This window comes from Burkholderia sp. HMSC10F09 (assembly GCF_001806955.1).
Classification (GTDB): Bacteria; Pseudomonadota; Gammaproteobacteria; order Burkholderiales; family Burkholderiaceae; genus Burkholderia; species Burkholderia multivorans.
In genome coordinates, this window is sequence record NZ_KV786553.1 from 18609 (window position 1) to 45207 (window position 26599).

At 68.6% G+C, this 26599-nt stretch carries 16 protein-coding genes and 1 pseudogene; 4 read left to right on the top strand and 13 right to left on the bottom strand.

Annotated features, from left to right (window positions below; translation table 11 throughout):
- Positions 1-3: 3 nt before the first annotated feature.
- The 6 genes and pseudogenes from HMPREF3115_RS04365 to HMPREF3115_RS04390 all read right to left on the bottom strand — a co-directional run bounded on the left by HMPREF3115_RS04365 (position 4) and on the right by HMPREF3115_RS04390 (position 10765).
- Positions 4-1023 (bottom strand): annotated as a pseudogene (locus HMPREF3115_RS04365) (transglutaminase N-terminal domain-containing protein).
- Complete coding sequence (locus HMPREF3115_RS04370) at positions 1017-3623, bottom strand: circularly permuted type 2 ATP-grasp protein (RefSeq protein ID WP_053298467.1); 2607 nt, start codon at positions 3621-3623, stop codon at positions 1017-1019. Before HMPREF3115_RS04370 ends, HMPREF3115_RS04365 begins: the two are co-directional and overlap by 7 nt.
- Positions 3624-3810: 187 nt before the next feature.
- Entirely contained in the window at positions 3811-7260 is a 3450-nt protein-coding gene (locus HMPREF3115_RS04375) for a transglutaminase family protein (protein WP_070553501.1), read from the bottom strand.
- A gap of 87 nt (positions 7261-7347) precedes the next feature.
- Positions 7348-8337, bottom strand: coding sequence for a transglutaminase family protein (locus HMPREF3115_RS04380; protein WP_006403405.1), 990 nt, complete (start codon positions 8335-8337; stop codon positions 7348-7350).
- A gap of 8 nt (positions 8338-8345) precedes the next feature.
- Positions 8346-9287: an alpha-E domain-containing protein gene (locus tag HMPREF3115_RS04385; protein ID WP_006396908.1), complete on the bottom strand. Its 942-nt coding sequence runs from the start codon at positions 9285-9287 to the stop codon at positions 8346-8348.
- 62 nt (positions 9288-9349) lie between these two features.
- Positions 9350-10765, bottom strand: a complete 1416-nt coding sequence (locus HMPREF3115_RS04390; RefSeq protein WP_035488112.1) for a circularly permuted type 2 ATP-grasp protein — start codon at positions 10763-10765, stop codon at positions 9350-9352.
- Between the two features lie 336 nt (positions 10766-11101).
- Here HMPREF3115_RS04390 and HMPREF3115_RS04395 point away from each other — a divergent pair, with 336 nt between their 5' ends.
- Positions 11102-11428 carry a hypothetical protein gene (locus HMPREF3115_RS04395; RefSeq protein ID WP_012216902.1) on the top strand — a complete coding sequence of 109 codons (327 nt, stop codon included), beginning with the start codon at positions 11102-11104 and terminating at the stop codon, positions 11426-11428.
- A gap of 86 nt (positions 11429-11514) precedes the next feature.
- Here HMPREF3115_RS04395 and HMPREF3115_RS04400 read toward each other — a convergent pair whose 3' ends face one another.
- Together HMPREF3115_RS04400 and HMPREF3115_RS04405 are read right to left on the bottom strand one after the other, a co-directional pair.
- Positions 11515-11835, bottom strand: a complete 321-nt coding sequence (locus HMPREF3115_RS04400; RefSeq protein ID WP_070553503.1) for a pyrimidine/purine nucleoside phosphorylase — start codon at positions 11833-11835, stop codon at positions 11515-11517.
- A 133-nt stretch (positions 11836-11968) separates the two neighbouring features.
- Positions 11969-12871 (bottom strand): LysR substrate-binding domain-containing protein, encoded by a 903-nt coding sequence (locus HMPREF3115_RS04405; RefSeq protein WP_070553505.1) that lies wholly within the window; start codon positions 12869-12871, stop codon positions 11969-11971.
- 181 nt (positions 12872-13052) lie between these two features.
- Here HMPREF3115_RS04405 and HMPREF3115_RS04410 point away from each other — a divergent pair, with 181 nt between their 5' ends.
- Both HMPREF3115_RS04410 and HMPREF3115_RS04415 read left to right on the top strand, forming a co-directional pair.
- Complete coding sequence (locus tag HMPREF3115_RS04410; protein ID WP_006403395.1) at positions 13053-14237, top strand: M20 aminoacylase family protein; 1185 nt, start codon at positions 13053-13055, stop codon at positions 14235-14237.
- A gap of 41 nt (positions 14238-14278) precedes the next feature.
- Positions 14279-15592, top strand: coding sequence for an MFS transporter (locus HMPREF3115_RS04415; protein WP_070553507.1), 1314 nt, complete (start codon positions 14279-14281; stop codon positions 15590-15592).
- A 119-nt stretch (positions 15593-15711) separates the two neighbouring features.
- Here the strand turns inward: HMPREF3115_RS04415 and HMPREF3115_RS04420 are convergent, their stop codons facing one another.
- The 5 genes from HMPREF3115_RS04420 to HMPREF3115_RS04440 all read right to left on the bottom strand — a co-directional run bounded on the left by HMPREF3115_RS04420 (position 15712) and on the right by HMPREF3115_RS04440 (position 20871).
- Complete coding sequence (locus HMPREF3115_RS04420) at positions 15712-16815, bottom strand: porin (protein WP_006403393.1); 1104 nt, start codon at positions 16813-16815, stop codon at positions 15712-15714.
- 56 nt (positions 16816-16871) lie between these two features.
- Complete coding sequence (locus HMPREF3115_RS04425; protein ID WP_006412656.1) at positions 16872-17291, bottom strand: DoxX family protein; 420 nt, start codon at positions 17289-17291, stop codon at positions 16872-16874.
- Between the two features lie 174 nt (positions 17292-17465).
- A complete protein-coding gene (locus HMPREF3115_RS04430) occupies positions 17466-18743 on the bottom strand; it encodes a cytochrome c (protein WP_006403391.1) in 1278 nt (425 codons plus the stop codon).
- A gap of 2 nt (positions 18744-18745) precedes the next feature.
- Positions 18746-20365, bottom strand: coding sequence for a GMC family oxidoreductase (locus HMPREF3115_RS04435; RefSeq protein WP_006396898.1), 1620 nt, complete (start codon positions 20363-20365; stop codon positions 18746-18748).
- Positions 20365-20871, bottom strand: a complete 507-nt coding sequence (locus tag HMPREF3115_RS04440; protein ID WP_006396897.1) for a sugar dehydrogenase complex small subunit — start codon at positions 20869-20871, stop codon at positions 20365-20367. Before HMPREF3115_RS04440 ends, HMPREF3115_RS04435 begins: the two co-directional genes overlap by 1 nt.
- Positions 20872-21146: 275 nt before the next feature.
- Between HMPREF3115_RS04440 and HMPREF3115_RS04445 the strand changes: the two genes are divergently transcribed.
- A partial coding sequence (locus tag HMPREF3115_RS04445) for an alpha-2-macroglobulin family protein (RefSeq protein WP_070553509.1) occupies positions 21147-26599 on the top strand: 5453 nt, incomplete at its 3' end.

Consider the following 26599-nt stretch of genomic DNA (forward strand, 5'->3'; position numbering starts at 1 on the left):
CGCTCAATCGTCCAGCGGCTCGACCGTCACGGCGACCTTCAGCTCCTGCCCCGCCCCGCCGCCGCGAATCACGCCGCGCAGCGGCGCCACGTCCGCATAGTCGCGGCCGATCGACAGCATCACGTAGTCGTCGCCGGGCGCGCGATCGTTGGTCGGATCGAGCTGCAGCCAGCCGCCGTCTTCGGGCCACGCCGGGTCGTACACGGCGGCCCATGCATGCGACGCGTCCGCGCCGATCAGGCGCGGTTGCCCGGGCGGCGGCTGCGTCAGCAGATAACCGCTGACGTAGCGCGCGGCGAGCCCCAGCGAGCGCAGCGCGCCGATCATCACGTGCGCGAAATCCTGGCACACGCCTTTACGCAGCCGCAATGCATCGAGCGCGGTCGTCGTGATGTCGGTGCTGTTCGGCGTGTACGCGAAGTCGGCGTGAATGCGCCGCATCAGATCCCATGCTGCCTGAACGAGCGGCCGACCGGGCGTGAAGCTCGCGGCCGCATACGCGGCGAGCGCCGGATCGCACGGCACGTGCGGCGACGCGAAGACGAACTCGCTCGCCGCATCGTACGGCTGCCCCGCGCGAAACTGAAGGCGCTCGCGCACGGCTTCCCAGGCGGTCGCATGCGCGGCGGCGGGACGCGCGATAGCCTGCGGCGGCTTCCCGCGCGCGCCCTCCGACCAGGCGGGCGCGCTCACGCGCACGGTGCTGCGGCTGCGCACGAACAGCGCATCGTGCGGCTGATTCAGCGCAAACGACGCACGCGCGTTGCCGAACGCATCGATCTCGGTGCCGATCGATTCGGGCGCGGGCTCGATGTCGAGCGAGAACGACAGCAGCTGCTGGCGCGGCGTCGCGAGCGGCTACAGCCGCGCCTGATGCTGCGCCGATTCGACGCGCGCCGCATAACGGTATTCGGTATCGTGCGTGACGCGCAGCAGCCGGCCCGGCGCGGCATCCGCCGTGGCGGGCGGCGTCGCGTCGACCGCTCCGGCCGGCGTCTTCGCGGTGTGTTTCGACGTCACCATAGCGCCCTGCCCGCCTCGCGCACGTGGCTGAAATAGCGCTCGCCGATGCGGTTCGACAGTTCCCACACGGCCTTCGCCGTCGCATCGAGCGCGGCGAGCAGCGCCTCGTGCCGGCCGTCGTCGCCGGTCTCGCAGAGCTCGTGCAGCGACCATGCGGCGACGTCCGGAATCGTTTCGGCCAGTTCGGACAACGCATAGCCCTCGCTGCGCTCGACCTTCGTCAGCCGGCCGCGCAGCGCCTGCACGACCCAGCCGAGCGAACGCGGGTTGTCGGTGTCGAGCACGACGAGCGACAGCAACGGCGCGACGTCGAAACCGCGCTGGAACCGCGAGCGGAACGTGATCGTGCTGTCGAACAGTTCGAGCACGAGCTCGAAGCCGTCCTGACGATGCACGGCGCCGCCGTCGAACGCGAAGCGCAGCACACTGCACAGAAAGTCGAGGCGGTCGATCTGCCGGCCGATCGACAGCAGCCGCCAGCCGTCGTCGCGCGTCATGTTGTCGGTCTGCGCGCCGGTGATCGCGCCGAGCAGCAGGCCGAGGCGCTCGAGCAGCTGCAGCGCTTCGTTGCCGATCTGCTCTTCGGCTTCCGGATGATCGGCGCTGTCCGCGAACAGTTGCGTCGCGTCGTCGATCAGCCGCCACTGGTCGCTCGACAACCGCTCGCGAATCGCGGCGGCCGCGCCGCGCATCCCGAACAGGCAGGCCGCGATCCCCGACGTGCGATCTGCACCGCGCGTGAGCGACGTCGCGAGCGCGTGCTGAAACGCGCCCGGCGCATCGACGGCATTCGGCGCATCGGCCGCGACGAGCCCCGTGTCGCGGCACAGCGCGTCGATCAGCTCGAGGTGCGCGGGGCTCTCGACATCGTCTTCGCCGCGCAGCCGCTCGAGCGCCGCGCGCGCGAGCCGCATCAGGTTGGTCGCGCGTTCGGTGTAGCGGCCGAGCCAGAACAGGTTCTCGGCCGCCCGGCTCGCGATCGCGCGCGGCCGTTCGACGAGATCGTCGGGGCCGAGACGCGTCTGCAGCAGCGTCGTCGAATCGACGATGCCCTCGGTCATCACCCACGTATCGACAGTGCTGCCGCCGCGCGGCATCGGCGCATTGAACAGCGCGTCGCGCGTGCCGACGCGCGACAGCCCGCCCGGCAGCAATCGCCAACGCTGCGCGCCATCGGCGAGCGCGAACACGCGCAGCAGCAGCGGCTTCGGCACGATGCGCGCGCTGCCGTTGCCGTCCGGCGCGCCGTGCGTGCGCCACGTCGGCGCCTGCGACAGCGGCAAGTCGGCCTGCACCGTGTATTGCTCGGGCCGCGCGAGAATCCGCGCGCGCCATTCGGCAAGCTGCGCCTGCGTGAGCCGCGCGCCGATCACCGGTTCCTGCACGCCGGCCGACGCGCCGTCGGCCGGATACGACGGCCGTACGATGCTGCGCGCGAGCTGCGGCAACGCGTCGTCGCACGCGGCCGCTTCGCCGCACCACCACGAATGCACGGCCGGCAGCGTCAGCGTCTCGCCAAGCACGGCTTCCGCCAGACGCGGCATGAAGCCGAGCATGCCCGGCGATTCGAGAAAGCCGGACCCCGGCGCATTCGCCAGCAGCACGTTGCCCGCGCGCACGGCCTGCAGCAGCCCCGGCACGCCGAGCAGCGAATCGGGGCGCAGCTCGAGCGGATCGAGCCACGCGTCGTCGACGCGCCGCAGGATGCCGTGCACGGGCTCGAGCCCGCGCAGCGTCTTCAGGAACACGCGGTTGTCGCGCGCGGTGAGGTCGCCGCCTTCGACGAGCGTGAGGCCGAGGTAGCGCGCGAGGTACGCATGCTCGAAATAGGTCGCGCTGTGCGGCCCCGGCGTCAGCAGGACGATGCGCGAATTGCGCCGCGCCGGGCTGAGCGCCTGCAGGCTCTGCAGCAGCGACCGGTACGCGGACGCGAGCCGCTGCACGCGCAGCCCGCGAAAGCCGCGCGGAAAGAGCCGCGACACGATCAACCGGTTTTCGAGCAGATAGCCGAGGCCGGCCGCGCCCTGCGTGTGCTGCGCGACCATCCGCCACTGGCCGTCCGGCCCGCGCGCGAGATCGAAGGCGACGACGTGCAGCCAGGTATCGCCCGGCACGCGCGCGCCACGCATCGCGCGCAGATAGCCGGGATGTCCGGTGACGAGCGCGGGCGGCAGCAGGCCGCGCGCGAGGATCGTCTGCGCGCCGTAGAGGTCGGCCATCGTCGCGTTGAGCAGCCGCACGCGCTGCAGCACGCCGCGCTCGATCGCGACCCAGTCCTCGGGCGTGACGATCATCGGCAGCAGGTCGAGCGACCACGGGCCGGCCGCGCCGTCGCCGGCGCGCTGTTCGTGCAGCTGATAGAACAGGCCGTTCTCGCGCATACGCCGCTGCAGCGCGTCCGCGCGGCGGTCCAGATCGGCAACGCCGTCGCTGCCGATCGCGGTGAAGAAGCTGCGCCACGCCGGCGCGAGCGCGGGCGCATGGAGGCCCGCCACGCTGCCGCGCAGTTCGTCGTAGCGGCCGGCGGCCGCCGGCGCGGCGAGCGCGGCGGCCAGCTCGGCCGCATCCGGGTGTGCGCCGGTATCGAAGAGCGTGGGCATCGCGTCGGCGAGAGCGTCGGGGTGAATGGGCGGCACGGTGTCGTTCCGTCGTCAGCGGGCAGGCGCGCGCCTGCGTGCCCGGATCGGCAAGCGGCGGGTGGCCGCAGCCTGCCCGCATCCTAGCACTGCGGCCCGTGGGCCGCGAGGTCGAAAGCCGTGCATCGTCGTCGGTCCCCTCATCGGGCGCTCAAGGCCGGCGCAAGTCGAGCGTGAACGGGAATTCGCGGCTCGGCGCGGCCGCCGCGACGTCCATCCGCCCCGGCGTGTGTCCCATCCCGACGAAACGCGCGAGCCGGCGGCTTTCGGCTTCGTACGCATTGACCGGAAACGTCGCGTAGTTGCGCCCGCCCGGATGCGCGACGTGATACCGGCAGCCGCCGAGCGAGCGCTGCAGCCACGTATCGACGACGTCGAACGTCAGCGGCGCATCGACGCCGAGCGTCGGGTGCAGCGCCGACGGCGGCGACCACGCCTTGTAGCGCACGCCCGCGACGTATTCGCCGGCCGTGCCGGTCGGCTGCAGCGGCAGCGCGCGGCCGTTGACGGTCACGACGTGCCGGTTGTCGTTCAGCCCCGTCACGCGCACTTCGAGCCGCTCGACCGACGAATCGACATAGCGGACGGTCCCGCCCACCGCGCCCTCCTCGCCCATCACGTGCCACGGCTCGAGCGCGCCGCGCAGCGTCAGCTGCATCCCGTTTACGGCGATCTGGCCGAACAGCGGGAAGCGGAATTCGAAGTGCGGCGCGAACCACGCGGCGTCGAATGCGAAGCCGCTGTCGCGCAGTTCGTTCAGCACGTCGTCGAAGTCCATCTTCACGAAGGCGGGCAGCATGAAGCGATCGTGCAGCGCGGTGCCCCAGCGCGTGAGCGGCGTCGTATAGGGCGCCGCCCAGAAGCGGGCGATCAGCGCGCGCAGCAGCAGTTGCTGCACGATGCTCATCCGCGCATGCGGCGGCATCTCGAACGCGCGCAGTTCGAGCAGGCCGAGCCGGCCGGTCGGCGAATCGGGCGAATAGAGCTTGTCGATGCAGAACTCGCTGCGGTGCGTGTTGCCGGTCACGTCGATCAGCAGGTTGCGCAGCACGCGATCGACGAGCCAGGGCGGCGGCGGCTCGCCGCCCTGCACGTGACGCCGGATCGCCGCGAACGCGATGTCGAGCTCGTAGAGCTGATCGTTGCGCGCTTCGTCGACGCGCGGCGCCTGGCTCGTCGGCCCGATGAAAAGACCCGAAAACAGATACGACAACGACGGATGGTTGAGCCAGTACGCGATCAGGCTCGCGAGCAGATCCGGGCGGCGCAGGAACGGGCTGTCGGCCGGCGTCGCGCCGCCGAGCACGACATGGTTGCCGCCGCCGGTGCCGACGTGGCGGCCGTCGACCATGAATTTCTCGCTGGAAAGCCGCGACTGCCACGCGGCGTCGTACAGAAATTCGGTCTGCGCGACGAGGTCGTCGAAATTCGCGGCCGGATGAACGTTCACCTCGATCACGCCGGGATCGGGCGTCACCTGCAGCATCTTCAGCCGCGCGTCGCGCGGCGGCGGATAGCCTTCGAGCACGAGCTTGACGCCGAGCGCCTGCGCGGTCGCCTCGATCGCTGCGAGCAGGTGCAGGTAGTCGTCGAGCGCGGCGAGCGGCGGCATGAACAGATACAGGATGCCGTCGCGCACCTGCGCGCAAAGCGCAGTACGCGTGACCCACGCGGCCGATTCGAAGCGTTCGGGATAGCGCGATGCGCGGGCGTCCTGCGCGTCCTGCGCGTCCCGCGTGTCCTGCGCGTCGCCGCGCTTGCCGTCGTCACGCCACTGCATCACCGTCTGCGCCTGCGCTTCGCGATGTACGCCCGGCACGTAGCGCGGCGCGGCGCCCGCATCGGCCGACGCGGCCGGGCCGCCATAGCGCGCGCGCAATGCGGCGGCATCGGGCAATGGCTCGGCCGGCGCGAACGGATCGCGTTCGTACAGATGCGGATAGTCGCCGGCCGCCACCCACGGCAGCGAATCGAGCGGCAGCCGATAGCCCATCGGCGAATCGCCCGGCACCAGATACATGCGCTCGTCGCGGAAGAACCACGGGCCGGTCTGCCAGCGCGCGCCGTCGAGCGGCGGCGTGCCGTCGGCGCGCCGGATCGGCAGCACGTAGCCGACGACGCTGTCGAGCCGCTGGTCGAACACCTTGCGCAGCCGCGCCCGTTCGAGCTCGTCGTCGACGCGCGAATCGAACGGATCGACGTTGACGGGCAGCCGGCGTTCGCGCCACAGGTAATACCAGACGTCTTCGTAGCCGGGCCGGATGAACTCGCCGCTCAGCCCGAGCCGTGCCGCGAGCGCATCGATGAAGCGCTTCGCGTCGGCAGTGCCCAGCGCGGACGGCTCGCGTTCGTCCGCGAACAGCGACGGGTCGTCCCACACGGGCTCGCCGTCCGCGCGCCAGAAGATCGACATCGCCCAGCGCGGCAGCTGTTCGCCCGGATACCACTTGCCCTGCCCGACATGCAGAAAGCCGCCGCGGCCGTATTCGGCGCGCAGCCGCTGCACGAGCGCCGTCGCATAGCCGCGCTTGGTCGGACCCAGCGCGTCGGTGTTCCATTCGGCGCCGTCGCGGTCGTCGATCGACACGAAGGTCGGCTCGCCGCCCTGCGTGAGCCGCACGTCGCCGGCCGCGAGCGCGCTGTCGACCTGCGTGCCGAGCGCACGCACCGCCTGCCACTGCGCGTCGGTATACGGCTTCGTCACGCGCGGCGATTCGTACACGCGCGTGACGGTCATCTCGTGCTCGAACGCGACCTCACATTCGTCGATCAGCCCGTCGACCGGCGCCGCGCTCGTCGGCTGCGGCGTGCAGGCAAGCGGAATGTGCCCTTCGCCGGCGAGCAGGCCCGACGTCGGATCGAAGCCGATCCAGCCGGCGCCCGGCAGATAGACCTCGCACCACGCATGCAGGTCGGTGAAATCGACCGACGTGCCGCTCGGGCCGTCGAGCGACTTCTGGTCGGGCGCAAGCTGGATCAGATAACCGGACACGAAGCGCGCGGCGATGCCGAGATGCCGGCACAGCTGCACGAGCAGCCAGCCGCTGTCGCGGCACGATCCCGAGCCGAGCTCGAGCGTCTGCGCGGGCGTCTGCACGCCGGGCTCCATCCGCACGAGATAGCGGATGTCGCGCTGCAGCCGCTGATTCAGCGCGACCAGGAAATTCACGGTGCCGGCCGGCGTGCGATCGACGCCGTCGAGATACGCGCGGAACACCGGCGCGGCGCTCGTCTGCGGATCGCAGGCGAGATACGGCGCGAGTTCGATCTTCAGCGCCTCGTCATAGCTGAACGGATACTGCTCCGCGCTGCTTTCGAGGAAGAAGTCGAACGGGTTGTACACCGACATCTCGGCGACCAGATCGATCGTGATGTCGAAATGGTCGGTGCGTTCGGGAAACACGAGCCGCGCAAGATGGTTCGAGAACGGGTCCTGCTGCCAGTTGATGAAGTGCCGGGCGGGCTCGACCGTCATCGAATACGCGACGATCGGCGTCCGGCAGTGCGGCGCGGGACGCAGCCGCACGATCTGCGGGCCGAGATTGACGAGCCGGTCGTAGCGATAGCGGGTGGCGTGGTGCAGCGCGACGTGGATGGGCATGGGACCTCGGATCGGGGTTGGGTCGGGCCGGCGTCGCGCCGCCTCGACGCGTCGCGCGCGGCACGGCGGTGGCGACGCGCAGGTGCGTCAGACAAGTTCCGGAGACTGCGCGACGCTGATGTCGACGCCCACGGCGATCGCGCCGATGCCGGTCACCGGCTGCGCATCGCGGCAGTCGAGCCCGACCGCGATGCGCACGTAGCGCTCGTCCGGGCAACGGTTCATGAACGGATCGAAGCCGACCCAGCCGAGCCCGTCGACATGCGCCTCGGCCCACGCGTGACCGGCCGGCGGTTGCATCAGCGCGACGGGCTGCGGCCGCGCATCGAGCGCCGCCTGCGCATGCGCCGGGCCTTGCGATTGCGACTGCGACTGCCCGGCGTGCGATGCGCCGAGCACCTGCTGCATGCCGTCGCCGATCTGCAGCGCGAGCGCCTTTTCGCGTTCGCCGCCGGCGTTCTGCTTCGCGTCGGCGACGCGCTGCATCGCGCCGTCGGCCAGCACATAGCCGGAGACGAAGCGCGCCGGGATCTTCAGCGCGCGCGCGGCCGCGATGAACGCATGCGCATGGTCGCGGCTCGTCCCTTCGCCGCTTTGCAGCGCGGTCTCCGCATCGACGGGCGTGTCGGTGCCGTCCGGCGCATAGGCGATGCGCTCGTGCACCGCGGTCATCAACCAGTGCAGCGCGTCGAGGCTGCGCGGCTCGAGCGGCAGCGCGCCGGCCAGCGCGCGCACGACGTCGCCCGCTTTCGTCAGCACGGTGTCGCGTTCGAACAGCCACGGCGGCGCATAGCCGTCGGGATCGCCGACGATGCCGGCCCGGTCCTGCGTCTCGACGACGCCGGCCGCGACCACGACGATCTCCGGCTTCGCGCCGCGATCGTGCCGCACGAGATCGATGCGGTTGCCGAGGCCGTCCGCGTAGGACAGCGTCGGCTCGGCGCCGTCGATCGTGACCTGCCAGGCGCGCACCGTCTGGCCGGGCCCCGATTGCGGGCGCAGCCGCAGGCGCTGCAGCGCGTGCGTCGCCCGCTCGTCGAACTGGTAACGCGAGATGTGTCGGATCGCGAGTCGCATGGCAAGCCTCAGTCGAAGTTGTATGCCTCGGCGATGTCGACGCCGAGGTTGTTGTTGCGGCCGATGAAATCGGTCAGGAATTCGTGCAGCCCGCTCTTGAAGATCCGCTCGACCGACGTGTCGGACAACATCTGCAGAATCTTCGCCGCCGTGTCGTGACACGGATGCGTGACGCCGTAATCCTTCGCGAGCAGGTTCAGGCTCGACACGACGCGCCCGTAGCAATAGCGCAGCGAACGCGGCATGCGGCCGTTCAGGATCAGGTAGTCGGCGATGTTCACCGGCTTGTACTGCACGTCGTACACCCAGCGGTACGACCGGTGCGCGGCCACGCAGCGCAGGATCGTCTCCCATTGGTAGTTGTCGAGAATCGTGCCGACGTGCGACACCGACGGCAGCAGCAGGTGGTACTTGACGTCGAGGATTCGCGCGGTGTTGTCCGCGCGCTCGACGAACGCGCCGATCTGCGCGAAGTCGAAGATCTCGTTGCGCAGCATCGTGCTGTAGAAGCTGCCGAGGATCATCGCGGTTTCGCGCTTCACCTCGTCGAGCACCGCCGGCAGCGCGCTTTCCGGCACCGGCTGCGCGAAGGCACGCCGCAGCGCGAGCCACGCGCCGTTCACGCTCTCCCACGCCTCGCGCGTGAGCGCCGTGCGCACCATCCGCGCGTTCGAGCGCGCGGCGTCGATGCACGACAGCACGCTCGACGGGTTGTCGCGGTCGCGCAGCAGATAGTCGGTCACCGTATCGGCCGCATACGCGTCGTATTTCTGCCGGTAGCCGTGGTCGGCGCCCGAGCTGACGAGCACCGACGACCATTCGGCGGGCGCGTCCGACGTGCGCGTGAGCGCCATCCTCAGCCCGGCATCGACGATGCGCGCGATGTTCTCCGCGCGCTCGATATAGCGGTACATCCAGTAGAGGCCGCTCGCAGTCCGTCCCAGAAGCATCTCGTGTCCACTCCGTGTTCGTTCGATTCGCGCGGCGCGTTCGGCGCGCGCGTGCGTCGCACTCAGTCGGCCAGCACCCAGGTGTCCTTGGTGCCGCCGCCCTGGCTCGAATTGACGACCAGCGATCCCTCCTTGAGCGCGACGCGCGTGAGCCCGCCCGGCGTAATGCGGATGCGGTCGGACACGAGTACGAACGGGCGCAGATCGACGTGCCGCGGTGCGAGCCCCGCTTCGGTGAGGATCGGCGTCGTGGACAGCGCGAGCGTCGGCTGCGCGATGTAGTTCGCGGGACGCACGCGCAGCTTCGTTGCGAACGCATCGAGTTCGGCCTTCGATGCGCACGGCCCGACGAGCATCCCGTAGCCGCCGGAACCGTGCACTTCCTTGACCACCAGCTCGTCGAGATGATCGAGCACGTACTTCAGGCTGTCGGCGTCGCCGCAGCGCCAGGTCGGCACGTTCTGCAGCAGCGCCTTGCGGCCCGTGTAGAACTCGACGATCTCCGGCATGTACGAATAGATCGCCTTGTCGTCGGCGATGCCGGTGCCGGGCGCGTTGGCGATCGTGATGTTGCCGGCGCGGTAGACGTCCATGATCCCCGCGACGCCGAGCACCGAATCGGCGCGGAACGTGAGCGGATCGAGAAACGCGTCGTCGACGCGGCGATAGAGCACGTCGATCGGCTGGAAGCCCTCGGTCGTGCGCATCGCGACGCGCCCGTCGATCACCTGCAGGTCGCTGCCTTCGACCAGATGCACGCCCATCTGGTCGGCGAGGAACGAATGCTCGTAGTAGGCCGAATTGTGGATGCCGGGCGTCAGCACGGCGACGGTCGGGTTGTCCGCGTTGCCGCCCGGCGGACAGACGGCCGCCAGCGACTGGCGCAGCATCTGCGGATAGGTTTCGACCGGGCGCACCTTCACCTGCTGGAACAGCTCCGGAAACAGCTGCATCATCGTCTCGCGGTTTTCCAGCATGTAGGACACGCCGGACGGCGTGCGCGCGTTGTCCTCGAGCACGTAGAAGTCGTTCTCGCCGGTGCGCACGATGTCGACGCCGATGATGTGCGTATAAACGTTCCCCGGCGGCCGGAAGTCGATCATCTCGGGCAGGAACGCATCGTTGTGGGCGATCAGGTGTTTCGGCACGATGCCCGCGCGAACGATCTCCTGGCGGTGATAGATGTCGTCGAGGAACGCATTGAGCGCCATCACGCGCTGCTCGATGCCGAGCGACAGCCGGTTCCATTCCGCGCCCGAGATGATGCGCGGAACGATGTCGAACGGAATCAGCCGCTCGGCGGCCTCCGCGTCGCCGTAGACGGCGAACGTGATGCCCGTCCTGCGGAACACGCCTTCCGCGTCGTGGGCTTTCTGGGCGAGGCTCGCGGGGTTCTGCGTGTCGAGCCATTGCTTCAGGCGCGCATAAGGCAGCCTGACCGTGTCGCCGGATTGCAGCATTTCATCGAACGGTTTCATCGACTTGTTCTCCATCGTTCTGCCGGCATTACGCATGCCGGACCGGCGTACACAGTGCCCTGCAAGGAGCGTGCCTTCCGGATCCCCCGCTTTCGCGCCGCATCGGCGCCGCCGGGCATGCCGCCGCACCACGGCGGTGCAGCGTTCGCCGCGAAGCGCCGCATCGATGCGCCGCGATCGCGCACGCGCGCGTGCATCGCGGCAGGCATTTTGCAAGCGCGTTAACAACTTGTTTCGGAATTGTCGGAACCGCGTCCGACGACGGCGACTCTCACTTCCACGCAGCGTTGCTGCGCTTCCCACTCAATCAATCACGACTCGAGGGAGATAACGAACGTGAAATACTTACCGCTCATCGCATTGACCGTGGCAATTTCTGCTCATGCAGCCGGCCCTGCCGTGCAGAATGTGGGACAAAGCCAGAAGCCGGCAGAAGATGTGTCGGCCTGTATCGCCAAGACGTGGGCCGACAAGTCGCAGCAGCAGGTGATCTCGCAGAACGTGCTCGCGAACGGCCTCGCGACCGACGTGTACGTGCCGGGTCAGCAGCCGCCGAACGGCGCCGCCGCGATGGTGCGTCCGTCGTGGCAGGCCGGCGCGAAGACGTGGGTGGGCCTGCGCGGCGACGCAGCGGCCGCCGGCGACATCAACGCGTGCCTGTAACGGCCGGTGCCGGACGGCGTTGCGCCGTCCTTGCACAAACAGCGAGCCCCGCTTCGGCGGGGCTTTTTTTGCGGTGCGATGCGCGCTTACAGATAGCTGCAGACGTAATCGAGCGTCTCGATCACCTCGATGTCGAAGCGGCTCTTGCCCGGCACCGAGAACGATTCGCCCGCGCCGTAGGTCTGCCATGTGTCGCTGCCGTCGAGCTTCACGCGGCACTTGCCGGTCTGCACTTCCATCAATTCGGGGGCGTCCGTGCCGAAGTTGAGCGCGCATGGCAGGATCACGCCGAGCGTCTTGCGCGTGCCGTCCGGAAAGAGCACGGTATGCGACACGCACTTGCCGTCGAAATAGACGTTCGCGCGTTTGACGACCGACACGTTGTCGAATTGGGTAGCACTGGTCATGAAATGTCTCTCGTTGCTGAATGGAAACGCCTGAACGGCGATGAATCGCAGGCCGGCCGCGACGGCAGGCCGGCCGTCATGATACCGGCTCGCGGTCGCGGCCTGTTCGTGGAACCCGCATACGCGTCGCGCCCTAGTGCAACCCCTTGCGACGTGCGGAGTCGCGCAGGCAGTCGAGCAGCATCGCGGCGGCCGGCGTCAGTGGACTGTCGCGGCGCGTGATCACCTGCACCGACACGGCCGGCAGACGCTCGCGGATCGGCAGCACCGCGAGCCGGTCGCGTGCCCATTCGACCTCGAGCAGCTGCTCGGGCATCGACGCGAGCAGATCGGCGCCCGTCATCAGACTGTGCGCGAGACCGAAGCTCGGACATTCGACGACGCGCGTCGGCACCGGCAGCCCGTACGCGACGAACGAATTGAACAGCACCTGCGTCGAGCTTTCCGGCGACGGGTTCATCAGCCAGTCGGCATCGACGAGATCGGCGAGCGACGTCGCCGACGCGAGCGGATGCTCCTTGCGCGCGACGATCAGCGAACGGCTCGCGTACAGCTCGGCGTGATCGAATTCGGCCGCGAGCAGTTCGGGCACGACGACGGCCACCGCGAAATCGAGCGAGCCGTCGTGCAGCCGCGGCAGCGCGACGCCCGGAAATCCTTCGACGAAACTCACGCGCGCGACCGGAAAGCGCCGGCGAAACGCGCGAAACGCGTCGGGCAGGATCGTGACCGCCGCGGCCGGCGTGATCGCCGCGGCGACCGAGCCCGTCATCGCGCCTTGCGCCTGTTCGATGTCGTCGCATGCGCGCTGCATCTCGGCGACGATCAGCCGCGCGCGCACCTGCAGCTGCTGACCGAATGCGGTGAGCTGCACGCCGCGCGCGGTGCGCACGACGAGCGACACGCCGAGCGCGATCTCCAGCTCCTTCACGGCCTTCGTCAGCGCGGCCGGCGACACGTTCAGCCGGCGCGCGGCCGCGCGAATGCTGCCCTCTTCCGCGACGGTGACGAACGCTTTCAACTGGTGATATTTCATGGCGGCAATGCGCGATTCGTGGAAACCCGAAGCCCCTCCGGCCGCGCCGCGTCAGGGTATTCCCGGCGGCAACCGGCGGTAAGCACCGAAGCAATTTATCAGCTTCTGGTACGCAAAAGAAATTTATATGCTTGCAGGTCATAAGCGCATCAAACGCCTCACCCGCCCCACCGGAGACACCATGCCCGCAGCCGTGAACCCCGTCATCCCCGGCATCGCCGCGATCGCGCCCGAACTCATCGACGTGCGGCGCCGCATCCACGCCCATCCCGAACTCGCCTTCGAAGAAACGCTGACGAGCGATCTCGTCGCCGAGCTGCTCGCCGGCTGGGGCTACGAGGTGCATCGCGGGATCGGCAAGACCGGCGTGGTCGGCGTGCTGCGCGAAGGCCAGGGTGCCCGCACGGTCGGCCTGCGCGCCGACATGGACGCGCTGCCGCTCGCCGAAGCGACCGGGCTGCCGTATGCGAGCCGTCACGCGAACAAGATGCATGCATGCGGCCACGACGGCCATACCGCGATGCTGCTGTGCGCGGCGCGCCACCTCGCCGCCACGCGCCGCTTCTCGGGCACGCTGAACCTGATCTTCCAGCCGGCCGAGGAAAACTTCGGCGGCGCGAAGGCGATGATGGACGACGGGCTGTTCGACCGCTTCCCGTGCGATGCGATCTTCGCGATCCACAACATGCCGGGCCGCGCGGCCGGCGACATGGCGTTCCGCAGCGGCGCGACGATGGCGTCGGCCGACCGCGTGACGATCACGCTGCGCGGCGTCGGCGGTCACGGCGCGATGCCGCACTACGCGCGCGATCCGATGTCGGCGGCCGGCAGCATCATGGTCGCGCTGCAGACCATCGTCGCGCGCGAAGTCGATGCGCAGCACGCGGCGGTGATCACGGTCGGCAGCGTGCAGGCCGGCGAGACCTTCAACGTGATTCCGGAAACGGTCGTGATGAAGCTGTCGGTGCGCGCGCTCGACGCCGACGTGCGCGCGCTGCTCGCGCGCCGCATCGAAGCGCTCGTGAAGGGCCAGGCCGAGAGCTTCGGCGTGACGGCCGACGTCGACTACGACTACGGGTATCCGGTGCTCGTCAATCATGCGGAGCCCACGGCCTTCGCGGCCGACATCGCGCGCGGCATGCTCGGCGACGATCGCGTGCAGATCGACGCGCCGCCGCTGATGGGCAGCGAGGACTTCGCGTTCATGCTCGAAGCGCGGCCCGGCTGCTATGCGTTCATCGGCAACGGGATCGGCAGCAAGGGCGGCTGCATGGTGCACAACCCCGGGTACGACTTCAACGACGACATCCTGGCGATCGGCGCGAGCTACTGGGTGCGCGTCGCCGAAGGCTGGCTCGCGGCCTGACGGCCTGTTCTCACGCCGCTGTGCGCTTATCGGGAAATCCCATGGAAACGTCTACCCTTTCGTTCGCCGGTACGCCGGCCGATGCACCGACCGCCGCGAAAAAGCGCCGCCTGATCGCGGCGGCCGCCGTCGGCAACGCGCTCGAGTTCTACGATTTCACCGTCTACAGCTTCTTCGCGATCCTGATCGGCAAGCTGTTCTTTCCGGTCCATTCGTCGTTCGGGCAGCTGATGCTCGCGGTCGCGAGTTTCGGCGTCGGTTTCGTCACGCGGCCGCTCGGCGGGCTCGTGATCGGCATGTACGCGGATCGCGTCGGCCGCAAGAAAGCGATGATCCTGACGCTGCTGCTGATGGCGCTCGGCACCGCGATGATCGCCGTCGCGCCGACCTTCGCGCAGATCGGCATCGCGGCGCCGCTGCTGCTCGTGCTTGCGCGTCTGCTGCAAGGATTCGCGTCGGGCGGCGAAGTCGGCGCATCGACGACGCTGCTGCTCGAACAGGCGCCGCAGCATCGTCGCGGGTTCTACGCGTCGTTCCAGTTCTCGAGCCAGGGGCTCGCCGCGCTCGCGGGCGCGCTGACCGGCGTCGCGCTGACGTCGACGCTGAGCGCCGCGCAGCTCGAAAGCTGGGGCTGGCGCGTGCCGTTCGTGATCGGCACGCTGTTCGTGCCGCTCGGCTACTGGCTGCGCCGCACGGTCGAGGAGGTGCCGTCGGCCGCGCACGCGCCTGCCGAGAAGGTCGCGTCGCTGCCGCTCGCGGACGTGCTGCGCCATCACGGCAAGGCGGTGTTCGCGGGGCTCGGCGTGACGATCGGCGGCACGTCGATCCACTACATCATCGTGTTCTACATGGCGATCTACGGCGTGCAGGTGCTGCATCTGCCGACCTGGCTGTCGATGACGGCCGGCTGCGTCGCGGGCGCGATCCTGATGCTCGCGACGCCGATCGGCGGCTATCTGTCCGACGTGGTCGGCCGCAACCGGATCGTCTGGTGGACGCGCGTTGCGCTGATGCTCGCGATCTACCCGGCCTTCATCGCGCTGAACCGCTGGCCGGGCGCCGTGTCGCTGCTGTCGATCATCGCCGCGCTGTCGGTCGTGCATGCGATCAACATCGGCGCGACCGGTGCGATGCTCGGCGAACTGTTCCCGCGTGCGGTGCGCGCGACGGGCGGCGCGCTCGTGTACAGCGTCGGCGTCGCGATCTTCGGCGGCTTCGCGCAATTTTTCGTCACCTGGCTGATCGCGGCAACCGGCAACCCGAACGCGCCGGCGTGGTATGCGATCGGCTGCGGCGTGCTGACGCTGATCGCGGTGCGGTGCATGGACGAAAAGGCCGGGCACCCGCTCGACTGACGAGCGGGCGCCCGAAAGCTGCACGACGGCCGCAGACGCGTACGGCACGCAGTGCGCCGCGCTGCCATGCCAAGGACACGGGCCCGCCGGGCCCGTGTGTCTTTTATGGCATGTGCCGCTCAGAACGTATGCATCATCCCCACGTAGGCGCCCGTCTGCGATTCGCCCGTCATCGGGCTCGTGTTCGGCGACGCATCGCGCGGCGTCGCGAGCAGCGAGAAGTTCGAGTTGCCGCCGTTGCGCACGTACGCGACCGTCCCGTACAGGAACGTGCGCTTCGACAGGTTGTACGTGGTGCCGAGCACGTACATGATCGCGTGGCCGGACGGATCGTGCGACGCATCGCCGCCGCCGTCGCCGACCTTCACGTAGTAGCCGCCGGCCGTCATCGCCCATTGCGGCGTCGCCGCATAGGTCGCGCCGAGCCAGTAGTGGTCCGCGCGATCGGCAACGCCGGCCGGGCTGTCCGGCGCCTGGTAGTGCGTATAGGCGCCCTGGATCTTGAACTTCGAAATCTTGACGTTCGCGCCGACGAAATACTCGCGCGATGCCGTGAAGATGTTGCTGAACTTGCCGTTGTTGTCGCGCAGCTCGTCGTAGATGCCGCGCACGTCGAGCACCGGCGAATGGTACGAGATCATGATCCCGTCCGAGCGGCCGAAATCGTCGGCCGCGCCGTAGTTGAAGCCGCGCGACTGGTTGCCGAACGCGTACTGCGCCTGCACGTCGAACCCGCCGATCACCGGGCTGTGATACTCGATGTTGTTGCTCGTCTGCTGCCAGTTGCGGCCGCGCACGAGCGATGCCGATGAAAACGCCTGCTGCACGAACGGATCGAATTCCCACACGCCGTCGCTGTCGATGAACAGGTTGCGGCCGGCCTGCAGCTGGCCCCACGTGTCGCTCTTCAGCCCGACGTACGCGCGCCGCGACCAGAGGCGGCCGCCACCGGTGCGGCCGTTCATTACCTGGAACGCGGTCTCGAGGTTGAACACGGTCGACATCCCGCCGCCGAGATCCTCGACGCCCTTCAGCCCGAACATGCTGGTACCCCAGTCGCCGCCTTCGGCGCTCCAGCGCGTCGCGCTGCCGTTCGGCGTCGCGATGTGGTTCAGGTATTCGACGCCGCCGTCGATACGGCCGTACAGCGTCACGCTGGTCTGCGCGATCGCCACCGCCGGTGCGACGGCCGCGATCAGCGATGCGAAGTATGTGAGTCGCAAAGTGATGCCCCCTCGGAGTCTCGACCGTCCGACGCGCGCCCCATGCGCGCGCCCGGTCATCCGCGATCGATCGAAAACCGACCGGGCCCCGCCGCGCACAGCGCGAGCAAGCCGCCCGAGATCGCGATGTTCTTGTAGAAATGAATCATGTTGTTGATCTGCTCGCCGCCCGTCATCGTCCAGTAGCGGTGGCCGATGAGCGCGGTGCCGATCGTGTACAGCGCAAGCAGCAGCGCGAGCGGCCGCGTCTGGAAGCCGACCAGGATCGCGATCCCGACGACGAGTTCCATCACGACCGCGATCGCGGCGGACACGATCGGCGCGGGCGCGCCCTCGGTGCCCATGAATGCGATCGTGCCGGAGAAGTCGACGATCTTCTTCCAGCCGAACATCACGAACAGGATCACGAGCAGGATACGGGCAAGCAGCAGCAGCACATCGCGCTGGGACGCGAGAAACGGTTGGTTCGGTGTCATGGTATTGATCAGCGAAAGACGATGCGCGCGATGCGCACCGCATTGCGAACGAACCGGAGCGGGCGGCCGCATGTGCCGCCCGCCCCGCTCTGCAACAACCGGCATCGGGCCCGCCCGATGTGCTGTGCTCCTCCTGTTCCTATAGGTTGCGCCGTGTCGGCGCGCCCGACTATGTCAGCGCAGCTTCGCGACGTCCTGCTCCGTCACCTTCGCCGCCGGATTGCCGAACTGCGCGGTCACGTAGTTCGTCAGCGCGGCGATCTGCGCGTCGTTCAGATCGTAGCGGAAAGCGGGCATCCCGATATCCTCGCTGCCGATCTTGCGCTGCACGCCGTTCAGGATCACCTGCACGAGGTTCGACGGATTCGACGCGCCGACGGTGGAGTTGTGGAACAGCGACGGGTAATAGCCGTCCGGCGTGCCCTTGCCCTGCATCTGGTGGCACGTCGCGCAGTTGCCGAGATACAGCCGCGCCGGATCGATGCCCGACGACGCGAGCGCGACACCGCGCAGCTTCAGCCCGTCCTCGGCCGGCTTGCCCCACGACGACCGCGGCTGCTTCGCGTTGCTGTCGGCAACGGCCGGCACCGTGCGGACGTACGTGGCGATCGCACCGATGTCCGCTTCGGTCATCTTCGAGAAGCTGTGCTCGACCGCCTCGGCCATCGGCCCGGCCGCCTGCGCGACGCCCGGCACGCTGCCGGTGCGCAAATACTGCACGAGCTGCTGCTGCGTCCAGCTGCCGATCCCCGCATTCGGGTCCGACGTGATGTTGTAGCCGTCCCAGCCGGCGAGCACCGACCCCGCGAGGAAGCTGCCGCCGGTTTCGTCGAGCGACTTCTCCTGCATCGCGATGCCGCGCGGCGTGTGGCACGTGCTGCAGTGCGCGAGACCCTGCACCAGATACGCGCCGCGATTCCATTCGGCGCTCTGCGACGGCTTCGGCTGGTACGGGCCGTCCTTCAGGAACAGCCAGTTCCAGATCTTCAGCGGCCAGCGCATGCTGAGCAGCGCGGGAATCTCGTTCTTCGGCGGCGCCTGCTTGACCGGCTCGACGCCGTGCATGAAGTAGGCGTACAGCGCGCGTACGTCGTCGTCCGTGATCTTCGCGTACGACACGTACGGCATCGCCGGATACAGGTTGTCGCCGTTCTTCGACACGCCGTGCCGCACCGCGCGCTCGAAGTCCTCGAACGTCCATTTGCCGATGCCCGTATCGGGATCGGGCGTGATGTTGCTCGTGTAGATCTTGCCGAGCATCGGTACCGGCATGCCGAGGCCGCCCGCGTACGGCTTGCCGCCCTTCACGGTGTGGCAGGCCATGCAGTCGCCGGCCGTCGCGAGATATTCGCCGCGCTTGACCAGCGCCGGATCGGCCGCGTCGGCCGCGCGCGCGAAGCCCGGCAACGCGAGGCAGCCGGCGATGAGGAAAGTGAGAGTAGATTTCCGCACGGTCAGACTTCCTTCTTCAGCGTGTCCGACATCCGCAGCGCGAGCGCGGCGATCGTCAGCGTCACGTTTACGGTACCGACGGTCGGCATCGTCGCGCTGCTCGAAATGAACAGGTTCGGATGGTCGAACGTGCGGCAGTCCTTGTCGACGACGGAGTCGCGCGCGTCGGCGCCCATGATCGTCGAGCCCGTGATGTGATTGTTCGGCGCGAATTCGTCGTTGAACACGACGTCCGTGCCGCCGAGCACCTTCGCGGCGGTCGCGTAGACCTCGCGCGTGTGCGCGGCGCCGCGCTTCACGTAGTCGTCGATCGCATACGTGATCTCGGGGCGCGGAATGCCGATCGCATCGGTCGCCGTCTTGCTCGGCACGATGCGGTTCTCGGGTTGCGGCAGGATTTCGTGGAAGCAGTCGAACTGCACGTAGCGTGCGGAACGGTCGCGGATCTGCGCGTCGAGCTCGTCGGGCTTCATCAGCTTGCCGGCCTTGAAGATCTTCTGCGTCTCCTGGTCGATGCGCGACAGGTTCGACAGGTGGATCTTCTTCGCCGCTTCGGTCGCGCGGAACGGACCGTCGCGGAAACCGATCAGCGACGTCATCTCCTGCGGGCCGCGGCCCGGCCACAGCTTCTCGCTCGCATAGAACGACACGCCGGTGCCCGGATGGTCCATCAGGTTGCGGCCGACCATGTCCGAGCTGTTCGCGACACCGTTCGGGAAATCGCGGTTCGCGGACATCAGCAGGATCTTCGGCGTCTCGATGCCGTTCGCGGCGAGCACGAAATACTTGCCTTCGACGCGATGCTCGGCGCCCGTCTTGTCCTTGTAGAGCGCCGCGACGATGCGCTTGTCCGGGCCCGTCTCGAGCTTGTAGACGACCGCGTTCTCGATCAGCTTCGCGCCGGCGCGTTCGGCCTTCTCGACGTGCACGATGCCGTTGTACATCGCGCCGATCGGGCAGATCGGCATGCAGTTGTTGTTGCCGCAACAAGTCGGGCGGCCGTCGTACGGGCGGCTGTTGCGCGCGACCGGCTCGGTCACGACATGGAACTTCGGATCGTAGTTGTTCAGCGCCGTCTTGATGGTCTGCTCGTTGAACGACAACGGCAGCGGCGGCATCGGATACGGCTGCTTGCGCGGCGAGTACAGATCTTCCTCGGGGCCCGGGCCCCACACGCCGAGCTCTTCCTCCGCGCGCTGATAGTACGGCTCGAGATCGTCGTACTGGATCGGCCAGTCGCGGCCGACGCCGTACACGCTCTTCATCTTGAAGTCGTTCGGAATGAAGCGCCACGCCGACGCGGCCCAGTGCCACGTCGTGCCGCCCACCGCGCGGATGTACTGCGAGTTGAACTTGTGCTCGCCCTTCAGGATCAGGTAGTCGTTCGGCGGGCCGTACTCGGGATGCGGCGCCCACGGGCTCGACGGGTACGGCGCCATGAAGTCCATCTTGTCGGGCTGATTGCGGAAGCGCTCGACGATTTCCCAGCGCGGCATGCGCGGGCCCGCTTCGAGCAGGATCACCGCCTTGCCCGCCATCGCGAGCTGATGCGCGACGATCGCGCCCGCGACACCCGATCCAACGACGACGACGTCGGCCTTTTGCGTATCGGTATCGGCCATCAGGCTTGCCTCTCGATCGGTTTGTCGGCCCAGAAGCCGGGTTTGTTGGGGCAATACGAACGGATCACGAGCGTATCGGACACGACGCCGAACATTAATGCTTCCTCGTACGTAATCACGACGTTGTCGACGATGCCGAGATACCAGGCCTCGAGGATCGTCAGTGCGAGCGATTCCTGTTCAGGCGTCAGCGAACCGGACGCGAGCGCGCCGGCGAGCTGCGGCAGGCTGTCGGCCGTCTTGAACGAGCCCTTCTGCAGCGCCTGCAGCAAGCGCTCGCCGATCACGCGGCTGAGCCCTTTCTTGCCGGTCAGCGATTCGGAAAGCGTCATGAACGTATCGAGCGGCGCAGTGCCGGGGTTGTCTGCAAGCGCCCGCAATGTCAGCGAACCCGTGAGGCCCGCTGCGGTCAGCGCCAGCGCGCCTTGCAACCATTGACGCCGCGTGATGCCTGATGCGGCTGCGTCGCCGTGGCGACGCGAGTGGGGAGTGTTGTCGTTGTGCATGTTTCCTTCTCTCGAACACCGGATTCGGGAAAACCACGCTTGATATTTCTCAAAAATCGGCGCGGACCTGAAATGTACGCGCACATTCCGGAACGGACAATGGTTTTATAGTCCATTCAATGTGTCGCCATTCGTAACGATCGCCATTTCGCTGCATTTTTGTGTCGTCGGCGCGACACGTGTGCGACACGAAGCATGTCGCGTTCCGCCTCACAGACGCTCGGTTAGAATCGCGTGCAATCAAACAGAAAGCTTCCCTCCGAGGGCATCGAGCGATGAAGCAACGCAAACACGATAACAAACCTGAGCGAATCCATCATCCCGATCGCGCTCGTCGTCTCTGGCAGGCAGGCGCACTCGCGGCGCTCGCCGGCGCCGCGGCGCTGTCGCTGCATGCGGGCGCGGCGCGCACCGTCAGCGTCTCGCCGCAAGGCACCGTCACCGAAGTCCGGCAGGCCGTCGTCAAGTTCGACGAAGCGATGGTCGCGTTCGGCTCGGCGTCCGCGCCCCATCCCGCGCGCGTGAGCTGCACCGACGCGGCCGCCGCGCGCGGCCAGGGCCATTGGCTCGACGACAAGACGTGGGTCTACGATTTCGAAAACGACCTGCCGCCCGGCGTTCGGTGCGCGGTCGCACTGAACGACACGCTGCGTTCGGTCGCGGGCAACGCGGTCGGCGGCCCGCATCGCTTCGCGTTTCAAACGGGCGGACCGTTCCCGGTATCGGTACGGCCCGGCGCGCGCGAGATCGAGGAGCGGCAGGTGTTCGTGCTGAAGCTGAACGGCCCTGCCGACGAGCGCTCGGCACTCGCGAACATCTGGTGCGAAGCGGCCGGCATCGGCAACCGGATCCCCGTCGCCGCCGCGGACGGCGCGACGCGCGCCGCGCTGCTCGACCACTTCGGCTGGAAGCGCGATGCCGCGCGCGTACTGACGCTGCAATGCGCGCAGGCGCTGCCGGCCAGCGCGAAGATGCAGCTCGTGTACGGCAAGGGTGTCGCGAGCCCGAGCGGCATCGCGAACGAGACGGAGCGGCGCTTCGACTTCACCGTGCGTGCGCCGTTCGCCGCGAGCTTTTCGTGCGAGCGCGAGAACGCGAACGCGCCGTGCACGCCGCTGCGTCCGCTGACGCTGACCTTCAATGCGCCGATCGCGCGCAAGGACGCGGAAGCGATTCGGCTGCGCGGGCCGGACGGCGCACTGTCGCCGACCTTCGCGGCCGACGACCGCAGCGACGAAGTGACGACCGTCACGTTCGCCGCGCCGTTGCCCGCGCAGGCCGCGCTGACGATCGAGCTGCCGACGCGGCTGCACGACGTGACGGACCGCCCGCTCGCGAACGCGGACCTGTTCCCGCTTGCGACACGCACCGCGCCGATGCCGCCGCTCGCGAAGTTTTCGTCGGGCACGTTCGGCATCGTCGAGCGTTTCGCCGAGCCCGATACGCCGGCACTCGTGCCCGTCACGCTGCGCAACGTCGAAGCCGATCTGCACGTCGCGGGCCTGAACGCCGGCGATGCGCAATTCTCGAACCTGAAGGTCGACGACGACACGGCGATCCGCGAATGGATGCGCAACGTCGAGCGTTTCGACAACTGGGCGATGACGGCCGGCGCGATCGACGAACGGATGCCCGGCCTGCTGACGCGCAAGGGCCAGCACCCTGTCTACGTGCCGCTCGCGGCCGGCGAGCGAATGCCGGCGCCGAAGGATCGCCGCATCGACGTGCGCTCGCTGTCGCTGCTCGGCGGCGAGCGCGGCGTGCAGACGCTCACGCTGCCGAAGGCCGACCCGAAGACGCTGCGCCCGTTCGAGGTCGTCGGCGTGCCGATCGACAAGCCGGGCTTCTACGTGCTCGAACTCGCGTCGCCGGCGCTCGGCCGCTCGCTGCTCGCGAAGCCGTCGACGATGTACGTGCGCACCGCCGTGCTCGTCACCAACCTCGGCGTGCATCTGAAACAAGGCCGCGACAACAACCTCGTCTGGGTCACGACGCTCGACAAGGGCAAGCCGGTGCCGAACGCGCAGATCCGCGTGTCCGACTGCAACGGCGACGAGATCGCGGCCGGCAAGACCGACGCGCAAGGCCTGCTGAAGATCGACGGGCCGTTCGAGCCCAAGCGTGAATGCCGCTCGTCGGAGACCTTCAACGACTACTTCGTGTCGGCGCGCGTCGACGATCCGAAGACGGGCCGCGACATGGCCTTCGTCAGCTCGAACTGGAACCGCGGGATCGAGGCATGGCGCTTCAACGTGCCGACCGACACCGACCATGCGCCGACCGTGCGCGCGCACACGGTGTTCGACCGCACGCTGCTGCGCGCGGGCGAAACCGTCTCGATGAAGCATTTCGTGCGCACTGAGACGCTGCAGAGCCTCGCGTTCCCGTCGCAGTATCCGACGCGCGTGACGATCCGCCATCTCGGCAGCGGCCAGACCTACAAGCTGCCGCTCACGTGGGCCGCCGACCATAGCGCGGACACGCAGTTCGCATTGCCGGCCGCCGCGAAGCTCGGCGAATACAGCGTCGAGCTCGAAGACGGCCCGGACGATGCGCCGACCAGCAGCATCTACAGCGGCAGCTTCCGCGTCGAAGCGTTCCGGCTGCCGGTGCTGAAAGGCACGATCGGCGCGCGCGATGCGCAGACGAGCCCGCTCGTCGCCGCGAAGGAAGCGCCGCTCGCGGTGCAGATCGACTACGTGTCGGGCGGCGGCGCATCGAACCTGCCGGTGCAGGTGTCGGCGCTGATGAAATGGGCCTCGCCGCCGTTCGCCGACCGCTTCGAGGATTTCAGCTTCACGCCGTATCGTCCCGACACCGGCGACGGCATGGCCGACGACGACGAACAGGACGACGACGACCGATCGTCCGCGAACGGCGATCCCGACGCGACGAAGCTGATCGCCGACAAGCTGCCGCTGACGCTCGACCGCAACGGTGCCGGCGCGATCACGCTGAAGGGGCTGCCCGCGATCGACGCGCCGAAGCGCATTGCGCTCGAAGCGACCTTCGCCGACCCGAACGGCGAAGTGCAGACGATCCGCGGCGACACGATGCTGTGGCCCGCCGCGGTGGTGGCCGGGATCAAGGCCGGCCGCTGGGTGTCGGTCGGCCAGCGCGTGCCGGTGCAGGCGCTCGCGGTCGACTTGCAGGGCAAGCCGCGCGCATCGGTGCCGATCGAGATCAAGGGCGTCGCACGGATCACGACCTCGTCGCGCAAGCGGATGGTCGGCGGCTTCTACGCGTACGACAACAAGAGCGACACGCGCGATCTCGGCGTGCTGTGCTCGGGCAAGACCGACGACAAGGGCCGCATGGCCTGCGACGCGACGCTCGAACAGGCCGGCAACGTGCAGCTGATCGCCGTCGCGAAGGACGGCGACGGCCGCACGTCGAACGCCTCGACGTCGGTATGGGTCACGCGCGAGGACGAACTCTGGTTCGGCGGCGACAACACCGACCGCATCGACGTGATCCCGGAGAAAACCGCGTACGAGCCCGGCGAGACCGCGCGCTTCCAGGTGCGCATGCCGTTCCGCTACGCGACCGCGCTCGTCGCGGTCGAACGCGGCGGCGTGATGGAAACGCACGTCGTCGAGCTGAACGGCAAGAATCCGACGGTCGACCTGAAGGTCGACGCAAGCTGGGGGCCGAACGTCTACGTGTCGGTGCTCGCGCTGCGCGGCCGGATTCGCGAGGTGCCGTGGTATTCGTTCTTCACGTGGGGCTGGAAGGCGCCGGTCGAATGGGCGCGCGCGTTCTGGCGCGAAGGCCGCCACTACGAGGCGCCGACCGCGTTCGTCGATCTGTCGAAACCCGCGTTCCGCTACGGTCTCGGCGAGATCAAGGTCGGCACCGGCGTGCACCGGCTCGGCGTCACCGTGACGACCGACGCGACGCGCTATACGGTGCGCAGCACCGCACGCGCACAGGTCAAGGTCACGCTGCCGAACGGGCAGCCGGCGCCGGCCGGCACGCAGATCGCCGTCGCGGCCGTCGACGAGGCGCTGCTCGAACTGATGCCGAACGCGAGCTGGGATCTGCTCGACGCGATGCTGCGGCGTCGCGCATACGGCATCGAGACCGCGACCGCGCAGATGGAAATCGTCGGCCGCCGGCACTTCGGGCGCAAGGCCGTGCCGGCGGGCGGCGGAGGCGGCAGCGCACCGACGCGCGAACTGTTCGACACGCTGCTGCTGTGGAACCCGCGCGTGACGCTCGACGCGAACGGCAGCGCAACCGTCAACGTGCCGCTGAACGATGCGCTCACGCGCTTTCGCATCGTCGCGATCGCGGCCGTCGGCGCCGATCGCTTCGGCACGGGCAGCACGTCGATCCGCAGCACGCAGGATCTGCAGCTGATCTCCGGGCTGCCGCCGCTCGTGCGCGAAGGCGATGCGTTCCGCGCGCAGATCACGCTGCGCAATACGACGGACCGCGCGATGCAGGTCGTCGTGACGCCGCGCGTGACGGGGCTCGACCTCGCACCGCAGACGGTCTCGATCGCGGCGAACGCCGCCGCCGAGATCGGCTGGACCGTCACCGTGCCCGAGCAGGCGCTCGACGCGACGGGCGCGCTGAACTGGCGCATCGAAGCGGCCGAGCAAGGCGGCAAGCGCGCGTCCGATGCGCTGGCCGTCGCGCAGAAGGTCGTGCCCGCGTTGCCGGTGACCGTGCAGCAGGCGACGCTCGCGCAGGTCGACGGCACGCTGACGGTGCCCGTTTCGGCGCCGGCCGGCGCCGTCGCCAATGCGCAGGGTGCGCCGCGCGGCGGCATCGCGGTGTCGCTGCAGTCGAAGCTCGCGGACGGCCTGCCCGGCGTGCGGCGCTGGTTCGAGCGCTATCCGTACCGCTGCCTCGAGCAGCAAACCTCGCGCGCGATCGGCCTGCGCGATGCCGCGCAATGGCAGGCGCTGGTCGCGCGCATGCCCGTCTATCTCGACGGCGACGGGCTCGCAAGCTACTTCCCGCCGGCGTCCGACGACGCGCACTCGGGCAGCCCCACGCTGTCGTCCTATCTGCTCGTCGTATCCGACGAAGCCGGCCGGCTCGATCCGCGCTTCGCGCTGCCGGAAGACCTGCGCACGCAGCTCGAGGCCGGGCTCGCGCGCTTCGTCGACGGACGCATCGAGCGCAACAGCTGGGCGCCGCGCCAGGACCGCGACCTGCGCAAGCTCGCGGCGATCGAGGCGCTGTCGCGCTACGGCGCCGCGCAAGCCCGCATGCTCGGATCGATCGAGATCGCCCCGAACCAGTGGCCGACGTCCGCGCTGATCGACTATCACGCGATCCTCACGCGCGTGAAGGACATTGCGCAGCGCGACGAGAAACGCGCGCAGGTCGAGCAGATCCTGCGCGCGCGCCTCACCTATCAGGGCACGCAGCTCGTGTTCTCGACGGCGCGCGACGACGATCTGTGGTGGCTGATGACGAGCAACGAGACCAACGCCGCACGCCTCGCGCTCGAATTCGCGGGCGATCCGGCGTGGAAGGACGAGATGCCGCGCGTGACCGCCGGCCTGCTCGCGCTGCAACGTCAGGGCGCATGGCAGACGACGACGTCGAACGCGCTCGGCCTGCTGGCCGTCGAACGCTTCTCGCGCACGTACGAGAGCGCGCCCGTCGCCGGCACGACGAAGGTCGCGCTCGGCGGCAACGAGCGCACGATCGCGTGGTCGCAGCCGCCCGCGGCCGCCGACGCACCGGCATCGGCCACCGCCGCGACGCG

Coding starts and splice junctions, on each gene's coding strand:
- HMPREF3115_RS04370 (WP_053298467.1), bottom strand. CDS start 3,623: ATGCCCACGCTCTTCGATACCGGCGCACACCCGGATGCGGCCGAGCTG.
- HMPREF3115_RS04375 (WP_070553501.1), bottom strand. CDS start 7,260: ATGCCCATCCACGTCGCGCTGCACCACGCCACCCGCTATCGCTACGAC.
- HMPREF3115_RS04380 (WP_006403405.1), bottom strand. CDS start 8,337: ATGCGACTCGCGATCCGACACATCTCGCGTTACCAGTTCGACGAGCGG.
- HMPREF3115_RS04385 (WP_006396908.1), bottom strand. CDS start 9,287: ATGCTTCTGGGACGGACTGCGAGCGGCCTCTACTGGATGTACCGCTAT.
- HMPREF3115_RS04390 (WP_035488112.1), bottom strand. CDS start 10,765: ATGAAACCGTTCGATGAAATGCTGCAATCCGGCGACACGGTCAGGCTG.
- HMPREF3115_RS04400 (WP_070553503.1), bottom strand. CDS start 11,835: ATGACCAGTGCTACCCAATTCGACAACGTGTCGGTCGTCAAACGCGCG.
- HMPREF3115_RS04405 (WP_070553505.1), bottom strand. CDS start 12,871: ATGAAATATCACCAGTTGAAAGCGTTCGTCACCGTCGCGGAAGAGGGC.
- HMPREF3115_RS04410 (WP_006403395.1), top strand. CDS start 13,053: ATGCCCGCAGCCGTGAACCCCGTCATCCCCGGCATCGCCGCGATCGCG.
- HMPREF3115_RS04415 (WP_070553507.1), top strand. CDS start 14,279: ATGGAAACGTCTACCCTTTCGTTCGCCGGTACGCCGGCCGATGCACCG.
- HMPREF3115_RS04425 (WP_006412656.1), bottom strand. CDS start 17,291: ATGACACCGAACCAACCGTTTCTCGCGTCCCAGCGCGATGTGCTGCTG.
- HMPREF3115_RS04435 (WP_006396898.1), bottom strand. CDS start 20,365: ATGGCCGATACCGATACGCAAAAGGCCGACGTCGTCGTCGTTGGATCG.
- HMPREF3115_RS04440 (WP_006396897.1), bottom strand. CDS start 20,871: ATGCACAACGACAACACTCCCCACTCGCGTCGCCACGGCGACGCAGCC.